Genomic DNA, 10,477 nt, shown 5'->3' with positions numbered 1-10,477 from the left:
GGAACTGTCTCCGAAACCGGGCGAGAGGCGAAGTCGCTCGGCGCGAGCCGCGCGCTCATCGTGACCGATCCCGGCGTTCGCGAAGCGGGCCTGGTCGACGCCGTCATCGACGCGCTGTCGGCGGCGCTGCGCGCCGGCCAGGCACCCACCACCCACGGGGTGCGCCCCCACATCACCATCACAGTGGCGCTCGACACCGTCCGAAACGGCGCCGGGCCGGCCCAGGGGACCTGGACGGGGCCGGTGGCCTACGGGCAGGTCCGTCACCTGCTCGACGACGCCGGCCTGGCGTGGCTGGCCGTCGACCGCGACGGCCTGCCGCTGGCGGCCGGCCCTGAGGTGCGCACCGTCCCGGCGGGGCCATGGCGCGCGCTGGTGCACCGCGACGGCGGGTGCATCGCCAAAGGCTGCGACGCCCCACCGGCCTGGTGTGACGTGATGCACCTGGGCGCCCCCCACGCCCAAGGCGGGCGCCTGACGCTGCACACCGCCGGGCTGGGGTGCCGCTACCACCACCGCCGCTACGACCACCACACATGGCAGATCACCTGGACCCACCAGCGCCCCATCCTGCACCCCCCCGGATCCCGCACCGGCCCCGACCCGTGACCGCAAAGGCTGCTGCCCGGATGTAACGATGGGAGCACCGCTTTCGCCGGCGAAGGGCCGGAGGAGGCTCCCGAGACGGAGCGTGAGGACGTGGGCACCCTGCTGCACAGCACCGCCATGCCAGGACTATGGAGAGGTCGCGGCGGACCGAGCGTCCGACCCGGCCCCGTCGTGTCCGTGTCTCAGCTTCCGGGACACTGCTGCCCATGACGGCTGCATCGCGGGACGTGTGGCGGTGGCTGCGCTCGCGACCGGCGTGGGCGCAAGCCCTCGCATGGCTGCTGCTGTGGTGGGTGCTGCCGGCGTTGTGGCTCCGTCAGTGGCGCGGCCATCCCCGCCTGGGCCGGACGTTGGCAGCCGTCTTCCTGTTGCTGGTGACGGTGTCCACGGCCGCGACGCTGGCCGGTGGCGTTGCCGACGTGGCGACATCCCGCCCGAACGCCTCCGCTCCGGCGACCGCTGGCCTGCCCGCAGGGCTCGACACCCAGGTCACCAGCATCGTCGATGGCGACACCCTCCACGTCGCGGATCTGCCCGAACGTGTCCGCCTGGTCGGGATCGACACACCGGAGACGCGTCATCCCCGCGAAGGGGTCGAGTGCTACGGACGCGAGGCGACCGCCCACCTCGCCGGACTCGTCCCACCGGGGACAGCTGTCCGCGTCGAGTTCGACGTGCAGCAACGGGACCGGTACGGGCGGCCGCTCGGGCACGTTCGGCGCGCGTCTGACGGCCTGTTGGTGAACCTCGCCATGGTCCGCGACGGGTACGCGCAGGTTGACACCGTCCCGCCCAACGTGACGTACGCGGGCGAGTTGCTCACAGCTCAGCGAGACGCGCGCGAAGCCGGCAGGGGCTTGTGGGGCGCCTGCCCCGTGTGAACACACACTGTGCGACGACACGCGTGCGAGCCGGTGTGGCAGCGGCCGACTGCAGGACGCGGCACAGGCTCAACGGCCACCGGTCACATCGACAGGAACAGGTCCAGGGCGGAGTCATAGCGCTCGGCGAATCGGCGCGCGGCATCGGGCCCGAACAGGGGATGGCGGTACCGGAAGACCAGGTGCATCCGCCCGGCGACGGTCACCACCCCGATCGACAGGCCGAGCGGCATCCGCGCTGGCGCCGAGAACCAGACCTCGACGGTGTCACCAGCCTGCGGGCCGAAGTTGGGGGGATCGTCCAACCGGGCCAGGTTGGACAGCAGCGCGGTGTCGAGCAGACGGGCGCCGCTCAGACGCAGCAGCGGCGAGGTGGCCTCCTTGGCACCCAGCGGAAGCGCCGGCGAACGACCCAGCACCTCCATCAGCGCAGCCGCGGTCCCGCCCTCCTTGATCCGTCGGGTCTGCCGCACGATCGCTGCGAGCAGGCTGCGCAAGCTCCCACGGTCACCGCGATCGGTTGACACCCGCACCGGTAGCAGCAGGTTGCCCACGATCTCCTCGCGCCACTGGTTGGGGCGCATGTTGATGGGGACCATCACGCCGATGCGGTTCGTGGTGACACGGTGCTCCCGGTTCCACGCGGCGATCGCCAGGTTCAACGCAGCCAGCAGAACGTCGTTGACGGTCCCCGGCAGCTGCAAGTCGACCAGCGCCTTGGTCCTGTCCCGGTCGAAGCTGACGTGGTGGAAGCCGTAGCCAGGGCGAGGTGAGCCCTCGTCCGCCGCGATCCGGGCGGGAGGGAACGCCAGGTCACGGACCTTCTCGGCGAGCAGCGCCGCGCGCCGGACCTTGGTCGGCGCGTCATCGGTCCCCGCCAGCCCGCGGAGGCTACGGGCCCGCAGCGGGTCGATGTCGGGGACGGGGTCTTCCTCGCCCGCGTAGGCGCGGGCGACCGAGCGCAGCAGCCGCACCGCACCGAAAGCGTCGCTCGCGGCGTGGTTGACGTTGAGCATGACGACGTCGCCCTGCGGATGGCGGGCCAACCGCATCCGCAACGGTGGCGACTCCGCCAAGGGGACACGCAGGCTCTGCAGGTCGACCCGGGCTGCGGCCAGGGCATGGTCGTTGGGGCAATCGATCACCCCCAGAGGGTCGAGCTCCGCTTCGGGCGTGATCTCCCAGTAGAAGCGGTGCTCTGCCCGACGCTCGGTCGCGGTCTTGCGGGCGCGCGCCATCGGGTGGCGGTCCAGGGCCCGGGCAACGGCCGAGCGCAGCCGGTCTTCTTCCAGCGAAGCCTCGACGCGGACCTCGACGTGGACGCTCCACGGTTCCGCCTCGGAGTTGAGCAGGTGGATCGCCTCGTCCACGACGTTGAACGGGACCCTCTGAACGGCCGGGGAGTAGGTGGTCATCGCGGCTCCTGCAGTGCGGCGCTCAGCCGGCGGTCGCTCGTCGGGGGTGTGCACGCCGGGCGGGCGGCGCGCTCGTCACCTCCCGCTGTCGGTCGACGCCGGGCTAGTCGCTGCGGACGTACGCCGCGAGGAAGTTCGCCAGACCGACACGGTCGATCACGTCCAGCTGCGTCTCGAAGAAGTCGGTGTGGGCCTCCTCTTCGGTCAGCATCTCCGCCAGGACTTCCCGGGTCCCATGGTCGCCGACCTCGACGCACAGCTCGACGCCGCTGCGGAGCCGTTGGATGGCGTCCCGCTCGCAGTCGAGCGCCAACTCGATCTGCTCCCGGGGGTCCTCGCCCACGCGGATGGTGTCCAGACGCTGCAGGTTGGGATGCCCTTTGAGGTACAGGATGCGGTCGATCAGGCTCTCCGCGTCGCGCATCTCCTCGAACGAGACGTCGCGGAAGACCTTCGCGAGGCCGGGCAACCCCCAGTTCTCCAGCATCTTGGCGTTGAGGAAGTACTGGCTGATGATGGTGAGCTCGGCGGTCAGGTGTTCGTTGAGGAAGTCGATGACCCGCTCGTCACCTTGCATCTCCGGCTCCTAACGTGCCGCTGGTGGACGTGGCCGAACGCCCGCAGCGCCTGGCGGACCTCGCGTGATGTCACCGGTTCGTCGATGTCGATCCCACGCTCGGCGAGCAGGTCGCGGATGAACGGCAGACAACCGCCGCACCGGCTCCCGGCCCCACACAGGCGTGCGATGGCGCATTCGTCACGCGCGCCGCACTCTACTGCAGCGTGGATCTCACGGTCGGTGACGAGGACGCAGTGGCAAACGTACACGGCCACAGAGCCTAGCAAAGCAAGTAAGGGTCGCCTAACCGAAGTTGACCGTCGGTCCAGGCGGTCGCAACTCGCGAATCGCGTGGCGGCTCGCTCGTTCGTGTCGGTCGCTTCAGCCCGCGGCCGGTTGTTCGGCCAGCAGCCGGTCCAGCAACGACGACAGCTCCTCGGCGGTCGTCCGTCCGAAGATGCGGGCGGCCACCCGACCCTCATGGTCGACCAGGATGGTGGCGGGGAGCGCGGACGGGCCGACCTCCCCGAAGCTCGCGCCGTAGGATCCGTCCGCATCGACGAGCGAGTCGTAGGGGACCCCCAACTCGGCCACGTACGACTCGGCGTTGCTGTGGTTGTCCTTGATCGCCACGCCCAGGAAGCTGACCCCGCGATCGGCGTAGGCGGCGTGGACCTGGTTCAGGTCCGGCTGCTCTTCGCGGCAGGGAGCGCACCACGACGCCCAGAAGTTCACCACCACCACGTCGCCGCGCAGGTCGGTGAACCCAAGCTGCCCGTCGGTCAGCAGCCGCGGCCGGTAGTCCGCGGGCGCGTCCTGCCGCGACCCGACCTCGATCAGGCCCTTCCCAGCCGACCGCTGCGACGCGTCGGACTGCGAGCACGCCGACAAGGCGATCGCCGCCCCCAGGGATGCCAGGACGGCCACGGCACCGCGCAGTCGCCGGTGTGCGGCAGGAACGATCACGGTGATCCCTCGGCTCGACACGGCCACGCAGCCTACGACGTCGCCTGGACACCCACTCGTCCTCGCTGTCGCCCCGCCGGATTCGTGGCCGTCGTGGACGGTGAGGCGGGGCACCGGATCGATGCGGGCGGGGCGGTGGCAGCCAGGCCGTCTCGCCCGGGGGCGCCACGCCCCGGTGCCCTACGCTCGCGTAGGTTACGTTCGCGTAGGTTCTTGCCGTCCTCACGGAGGGATGTATGACGTCATCGCCCGCACCGCCCGACACCGTCCTGCCCCCCGAGGCCGACCAGATCATGGAGCGGGCGCTCCGCGAAGAGGGACCGCCGAAGGTGCGGGGGGTGCGGAAGGTCACGTCCGAGGAGATCCGGTTCCAGCGGCGCATGGCGGTGCTGTTCACGGTCGGGCCCCTCGTCGGCGTGGTGGCGGCGATGGTCCTGCTGTGGGGTCAGGGCTTGAGCGGGCTCGACTTCGGCCTGTTCCTCGGCTTCTACCTCTTCACGGGTCTCGGTGTCACGATCGGGTACCACCGCCTGCTGACCCACCGCAGCTTCGAGGCCCCGACGGCGGTGCGTGTGCTGTTCGCCGTGGCCGGGACGATGTCGGCGCAGAAGTCGGTGATCGACTGGGTCGCGACCCACCGCCGTCACCACGCGTACGCCGACGAGTACGGCGACCCGCACTCGCCGCACCTGGTCGAGGACAGCGGCCTGCGGGGCGTGCTCCGCGGACTGTGGCACTCGCACGCCGGGTGGCTGTTCAGCCCGCACGACACGGTGAACTCGCGGTGGGCGCCGGACCTGGAGGACGACGCCGCGATCTGCGCGGTCGACCGCAGCTTCCCGGCGCTGGTCACCACCAGCTTCCTGCTCCCCCCGCTGATCGGCCTGGCGGTCAACGGGACGCTGTGGGGAATGCTGACCGCGTTCGTGTGGGGCAGCCTGGTCCGGATCTTCCTGCTGCACCACGTCACCTGGAGCATCAACTCGATCTGCCACTTCTTCGGGGAGCAACCGTTCGAGAGCCGCGACGAGGGCACCAACAACTGGCCGCTGTCGCTGCTGTCGTTCGGGGAGTCTTGGCACAACAACCACCACGCCTTCCCGACCTCGGCCCGCCACGGCCTGCTCCGCGGCCAGGTCGACCCCAGCTGGCGGATCATCCGGACGCTCGAGCAACTGCGCCTGGCGTGGAACGTGCGGCTGCCGAGTCCACGCATCATCGCGCGGAAGTGGGCAGCGGAGCCCAAGCGACTGGCTCGCTGGTGACCGAGCGTCGAGGACGCATGAGCGGCCGCGAACGCCGCGAGCAGCTCATCGGCGTGGGGCGACAGGTCTTCGCCGAACGCGGCTTCGAAGCCGCCTCGGTCGAGGACATCGCCGAACGTGCGAAGGTGAGCAAGCCGATCGTCTACGAGCACTTCGGCGGGAAGGAGGGCCTGTATGCGGTGATCGTCGACCGTGAGGTCAGGGCCCTCCTCGGACGGATCGTGGCTGCGCTGGACGCTGCCGACCATCCCCGCGCCGCGGTGGAACGCGCAGCGGACGCCTTCCTGACCTACATCGAGGACGAGCGCGACGGCTTCCGGATCCTGGTCCGTGACGCGCCCGTCGGCAGCTCGTCGGGCACGTTCGCCAGCGTGATCGGCGACGTGGCGGCCAACGCAGAGTTGATCCTCGCTGAGGAGTTCTTCTCGCGGGGGTACGACACCGCGCTCGCCCCGCTGTACGCCCGGGCACTGGTCGGGATGGTCGCCCTGGTGGGGGAGTGGTGGTTGGAGGCGGGAACGCCCGGACGGCACGACGTCGCCGCACACCTCGTCAACCTGGCCTGGAACGGCTTGAAGGACCTGCGGCTGGGGCCCCCGGATCACCCACCCGTGAGTGGGGACGACAGCGGGTCGTTGAAGCCGGTCGCGTCGACTGCTACATCCCCAGGCGACGCCGTCCAGGGAGTTGCATCGCGGTGAGCACAGCGACGACCACCACCCGACCGGACCTGGCCGCGGTGGTTCATCCCACGTGGGCGGCACAGCTGGAGCCCGTCCGTCAGCGCCTGGGCGAGCTGGGAGACTTCCTACGGGGAGAGCAGGCGGCGGGCCGCCGGTTCCTGCCTTCGGGGGGGCGCATCCTGGCAGCGTTCCAGCAGCCCCTGGACGAGGTCCGGGTTCTGCTGGTCGGTCAGGATCCGTACCCCACGCCGGGGCATCCGGTTGGGCTGAGCTTCAGCGTCGCTGCGGACGTGCGGCCACTGCCCAAGAGCCTGCAGAACATCTTCGCCGAGTACCAGGCCGACCTCGGCTTCCCGCCGCCGTCCAACGGCGACCTGTCATCCTGGTCGACACGCGGCGTGATGCTGCTCAACCGGGTCCTGACCGTGCGTGCGGGCGCGACCGGATCGCACCGCGGGAACGGCTGGGAGGAGGTCACCGAGCATGCCATCCGGGTGCTGGCAGCCCGCGACCGGCCGCTGGTCGCGATCCTGTGGGGCCGCGACGCCGGCAACCTGCGGCCGCTGCTCGGGGCGGCACCGGTGGTGGCCAGCTCCCATCCCAGCCCCCTGTCCGCGCATCACGGCTTCTTCGGGTCGCGTCCGTTCAGCCGCGCCAACGCCCTCCTCGAGCGGCAAGGCGCCCCGCCGGTGGACTGGCGCCTGCCGTGACCGGCGTCTTGCCGGAGCACCGCGCTCGGCGTGTGCAGGCCCCTTTCGCTTCGGCGACCGAGCACCGGCCTACTGGCTGACGGCGACCACCGCATCGGTGTCGTCGCGGACGGGCACACCCGGGGGTAGGGGTCGCACCGGGGCGCCCAGGATGCTGCCGATCCACGTCGCGATCTCGTCGTCGCTTGCGGCGTACACCACCGTCTCTTCGACGTCGGTGGCGGGCGGCTCTCGCCGCGGCTGGAAGCCGGCGAAGTACAGCACGCTCTCGACACGCTGCACCGTCTGGCCGCGTTGGCCGTTCCACACCACGACGTCCGCGGTCTGCCGCTGGCGTGCGGTGCCGCGCGGACCCAGCCTGCCGCCCTCCGCCAGCCGCTCGAACAGCGCCCGCACGCCCGGTCGGTAGGGCACCACGTAGCTCGTGTCCTGGATCGTCTGCGCGTACGCCGGGACGGTCGCGGTCTGAACGTCCCCGCTGGCCATCCCGCGGAACTGCTCCGCCAGGAAGCGCAGTTGCGTCAGCCCGAAGTCCTCGTCGGTCGTCAGGCTGCTCGCCACGCGGTCCGCGATCCGGACCACCCGCGGCACGTTGGCCAGCGTCCCTGCCGACGTCGCCTCGTTCGCGAGCGCCTTCAGGAAGCGCTGCTGGCGGTGGATGCGCCGGAAGTCGCCGCGCGCCCCCTCGCGCGACCGCACGTACGCCAGCGCCTCCACCGCATCCAGGTGCTGGCAGCCAGCGCGCAGATCGGCGCCGGACTTGTCATCGACCAGCGGCTCGCGGAGGCAGACCTCGACTCCGCCGACGGCCTCGACGACCGTCAGGAAGCTGGGGATCGACACCTCCACGTAGTGGTCGATGTCGAAGCCGGACAAACGCTCGACGATCCTCACCAGCAGGTCAGGACCGCCGCGGGCGACGGCCGCGTTGATCTTGCCGGGACCGGACCCCGGCAGCTCGACCTTGAGGTCGCGGGGGATCGAGACGATCGTCGCGACGCCCTCCTCGGGGCGGGCATGCACCAGCAGGATCGTGTCGGTGCGCGGCGGTCCTTGAGGCGGACCCGTCGTGAGTCGGTCCCGTTCGGCTTCGCTGAGGCCCTCACGGCTGTCGCTTCCCACGACCAGGATGTTGAGGGTCTCGTGACCCTCGTCCTCGCCTGCGCGCCGATGGGACCCGGCACCGTCCGCCTGCCCGCGTTCCTCGATCGCCTCGATCGGGTACCGCGCGATCTGGCTCTCGGTGAACAGCGCCAGCCCGGCGGCGGCCATGATCACCAGGGCGACGACCCCGATCGCGACGACCGCCACGATCTGCCGCGTCGACGGCGCGTCGCCTGGCGCGCTCCCCGGCGGGTCGTCGGACGTGAACTCCATGGTCACGTCCAGGCAACCGCACCGCAGCCGCCCCCGGGGGGACGTTCGGGCGGTCGCTGCGACCTGCGCTGGCTCACCGCGCGGTCGACAGACCCGCGTAGCGGCCGCGGAAGTGCACCAGCGGGTCCAGGTCGGCCAGTTCGAGGTCCTCGATGGCGGCGTCCACCAGCTGCGCGTGCCCGACCGTCCGGGCCTCGACCACCCGGCAGTAGGCTCGCGTGCCGACCGCAGCCAGCACCGGCCCGAACGACGACTCGGTGATCTCCAGCCCGGCGTAGGGCCCGCCGGGGCTGGGGACCCGGAAGGCGAACCGGTCCGACAGCCACCCCTGGGATCGGTCCAGGACGTGCATCACGAACGAACCGGTGTCCTGGATCGTCTCCCACAGGTCGGTGAGGTCGCTCATCAGACCGAGGACGCGCGCGGGCTCGCCTTCGGCGATCAGCACCGACGAGATCGTCAGGCCGGCCCGGGCCGCCACCGTTCCCGCCGTCCACACCGTGACGGGAGCGGCGAGTCGGCCGCGCAGCCGCCGCACCGGATCGCGGTCGACCTCCGGCGTCACGAACGGGTGCTCGTCGTGGATCCCCGACGGATGTTCCGGTCCCACAGCGTCCTCACTCCCGGCGACCTGCACCGCTCCGGCTTCACGTGCTCGCGTCGGCGGGGCCCAGCGTGACGCCCTGCACGCCCCCGTGGATCACCAGCGCCCCGGAGACCGTCTCGACGTCCGCGATCGTGGCCCCGAACGGCAACTCCCCGATCGGGGGAGTGATACGGATCAGGTCGACGACTCCGATCCGTCCGGCGACGGGGCGCAGCAGCAGCACGCCGTCTTGGATCTCGACGGCGGTGTCGACGGTCACGTGACCGGGGAAGGAGAACCGGACACGCCCGTCGCGGACTTCGACGTCGCGGACCGGCACCGGCATCAGCGCCCCGAGCGCGTCCTCGTCGAGCCGGGCGGAGTACCGCCCGGCGCGCACCGCCAGGTGGGGTCGTGTCCCACCACCCGGGTCACCCGTCCGGCGCACCCCGTCCAGATCGATCTCCAAGCGAGCGATCGTGGTGGACCGCATGGGAACCTCGCTGGCGACGATCCGTGCGGACGTGGGCAGCCCGCCGGCCAGGCGCAGCGCGGCCGGCCATCCGCGCAGTCGGACGTTCGCGCCCGCACCCATCGCGCGGCTGACCTCACGCCCCGCGACCCGCTGCAGGACCACGGTGGCGGCGGCATCGACTGCGATCACCACCGCAGCGATGACCAACCCGATCGTCACCCACGACATCGTCGTGTCCGCCTTGCGCTCACGGACCTGCCGGGCGCATCACGAGATGTCCGTCGGCCCGTTCGATCGGGAGTGCGACGTTGTAGCGGTCGATGTCGCAGGCCAGATCGATGTCGTGCGGGGGCAGGTGGGCGTGCTCGGGCTGGGCGAACAGCCGCCCGGCGTCCGAGCGCCGCACCCGCTGCAGGTACGGCGCCGGGTCGGGACGTTCGCCGCGCAGACGGGCGGCCAGGTAGTCGGCGCACGACAGATCCTCCTCGGCGTCGCGGCCACTGTGCGCACCGGTGATCACGAACGAGACCGTGTCCGGGGCCCACCCCAGGATCTGGCGGACGGTTCCCTCGGCGACCACGAACGACGCGGCGATGAGCCGGTCGGCGCCACGGGCGTTGACCGCGCCACTGGTCCCGGCGGTCGTGCGCTGCACCATGACCCGGTCGGCGAGGTCGGCGCGGTCTGCCTCGACCGGCGAGTTGGACAGGTCGAACTCATCGACCGGCAAGCCACCGACCTCTCCCATCAGCAACGCGCCGTGGCGCTGGGACCGCAGGGCCATGGCGTCTTCGACCGTCTCGACGAGCAGGATCTCCCGCGCCCCGCCGGCGAACGCCACCGCCGCCGTGGTGAACGCCCGGAGCACATCCACCACGACCACCGTGCCGGTGGCGTCGCCGGCACGTCCCCCCGGGACGGTTACGAAGCGCACCGTGCAGCCCTCACCAG

The 10,477-nt window shown here is 71.3% G+C and carries 13 protein-coding genes; 5 read left to right on the top strand and 8 right to left on the bottom strand.

Annotated elements, in window-relative coordinates; all coding sequences use genetic code 11:
- Together KY462_03315 and KY462_03310 are read left to right on the top strand one after the other, a co-directional pair.
- On the top strand, positions 1-609 hold a 609-nt coding region (locus tag KY462_03315; GenBank protein MBW3576768.1), incomplete at its 5' end, for an iron-containing alcohol dehydrogenase.
- A gap of 206 nt (positions 610-815) precedes the next feature.
- On the top strand, positions 816-1,490 hold the full coding sequence (locus KY462_03310; protein MBW3576767.1) for a thermonuclease family protein: 675 nt from the start codon (positions 816-818) through the stop codon (positions 1,488-1,490).
- Between the two features lie 83 nt (positions 1,491-1,573).
- On the opposite strand, the gene KY462_03305 is transcribed toward KY462_03310, so the two are convergent.
- The 4 genes from KY462_03305 to KY462_03290 form a co-directional block, all read right to left on the bottom strand.
- Positions 1,574-2,905: a hypothetical protein gene (locus KY462_03305; protein MBW3576766.1), complete on the bottom strand. Its 1,332-nt coding sequence runs from the start codon at positions 2,903-2,905 to the stop codon at positions 1,574-1,576.
- A gap of 103 nt (positions 2,906-3,008) precedes the next feature.
- On the bottom strand, positions 3,009-3,482 hold the full coding sequence (gene bfr / locus KY462_03300; GenBank protein MBW3576765.1) for a bacterioferritin: 474 nt from the start codon (positions 3,480-3,482) through the stop codon (positions 3,009-3,011).
- Positions 3,437-3,733 carry a (2Fe-2S)-binding protein gene (locus KY462_03295; protein MBW3576764.1) on the bottom strand — a complete coding sequence of 99 codons (297 nt, stop codon included), beginning with the start codon at positions 3,731-3,733 and terminating at the stop codon, positions 3,437-3,439. Before KY462_03295 ends, bfr begins: the two co-directional genes overlap by 46 nt.
- A gap of 112 nt (positions 3,734-3,845) precedes the next feature.
- The gene (locus KY462_03290) at positions 3,846-4,430 is read right to left on the bottom strand and encodes a TlpA family protein disulfide reductase (protein ID MBW3576763.1); all 585 of its coding nucleotides are present in this window, start codon (positions 4,428-4,430) and stop codon (positions 3,846-3,848) included.
- Positions 4,431-4,810: 380 nt separating this feature from the next.
- Here KY462_03290 and KY462_03285 point away from each other — a divergent pair, with 380 nt between their 5' ends.
- Genes KY462_03285 through KY462_03275 form a run of 3 tightly spaced genes read left to right on the top strand, consistent with a single transcriptional unit; the run spans position 4,811 to position 7,088 of the window.
- Entirely contained in the window at positions 4,811-5,695 is an 885-nt protein-coding gene (locus KY462_03285) for an acyl-CoA desaturase (GenBank protein MBW3576762.1), read from the top strand.
- Between the two features lie 17 nt (positions 5,696-5,712).
- Positions 5,713-6,396: a TetR/AcrR family transcriptional regulator gene (locus KY462_03280; protein MBW3576761.1), complete on the top strand. Its 684-nt coding sequence runs from the start codon at positions 5,713-5,715 to the stop codon at positions 6,394-6,396.
- Between the two features lie 29 nt (positions 6,397-6,425).
- The gene (locus tag KY462_03275) at positions 6,426-7,088 is read left to right on the top strand and encodes a uracil-DNA glycosylase (GenBank protein ID MBW3576760.1); all 663 of its coding nucleotides are present in this window, start codon (positions 6,426-6,428) and stop codon (positions 7,086-7,088) included.
- A gap of 69 nt (positions 7,089-7,157) precedes the next feature.
- On the opposite strand, the gene KY462_03270 is transcribed toward KY462_03275, so the two are convergent.
- From KY462_03270 to KY462_03255, 4 genes are all read right to left on the bottom strand, one after another.
- Entirely contained in the window at positions 7,158-8,465 is a 1,308-nt protein-coding gene (locus KY462_03270; protein ID MBW3576759.1) for an LCP family protein, read from the bottom strand.
- A gap of 73 nt (positions 8,466-8,538) precedes the next feature.
- On the bottom strand, positions 8,539-9,075 hold the full coding sequence (locus tag KY462_03265) for a flavin reductase family protein (GenBank protein ID MBW3576758.1): 537 nt from the start codon (positions 9,073-9,075) through the stop codon (positions 8,539-8,541).
- A 37-nt stretch (positions 9,076-9,112) separates the two neighbouring features.
- Positions 9,113-9,745: a DUF2993 domain-containing protein gene (locus tag KY462_03260; GenBank protein ID MBW3576757.1), complete on the bottom strand. Its 633-nt coding sequence runs from the start codon at positions 9,743-9,745 to the stop codon at positions 9,113-9,115.
- Positions 9,746-9,773: 28 nt separating this feature from the next.
- A complete protein-coding gene (locus tag KY462_03255) occupies positions 9,774-10,460 on the bottom strand; it encodes a 2-phosphosulfolactate phosphatase (GenBank protein MBW3576756.1) in 687 nt (228 codons plus the stop codon).
- Positions 10,461-10,477 lie beyond the last annotated feature (17 nt).

The organism is Actinomycetota bacterium (assembly GCA_019347675.1).
In the GTDB taxonomy this organism is placed as follows: Bacteria; Actinomycetota; Nitriliruptoria; order Nitriliruptorales; family JAHWKO01; genus JAHWKW01.
This window is presented reverse-complemented; position numbering and strand designations above follow the sequence as displayed.

Excerpts from the sequence above, each read along its gene's own strand:
- KY462_03310 (MBW3576767.1), top strand. The coding sequence starts at position 816 with ATGACGGCTGCATCGCGGGACGTGTGGCGGTGGCTGCGCTCGCGACCG.
- KY462_03305 (MBW3576766.1), bottom strand. The coding sequence starts at position 2,905 with ATGACCACCTACTCCCCGGCCGTTCAGAGGGTCCCGTTCAACGTCGTG.
- bfr (MBW3576765.1), bottom strand. The coding sequence starts at position 3,482 with ATGCAAGGTGACGAGCGGGTCATCGACTTCCTCAACGAACACCTGACC.
- KY462_03285 (MBW3576762.1), top strand. The coding sequence starts at position 4,811 with ATGGCGGTGCTGTTCACGGTCGGGCCCCTCGTCGGCGTGGTGGCGGCG.
- KY462_03280 (MBW3576761.1), top strand. The coding sequence starts at position 5,713 with ATGAGCGGCCGCGAACGCCGCGAGCAGCTCATCGGCGTGGGGCGACAG.
- KY462_03270 (MBW3576759.1), bottom strand. The coding sequence starts at position 8,465 with ATGGAGTTCACGTCCGACGACCCGCCGGGGAGCGCGCCAGGCGACGCG.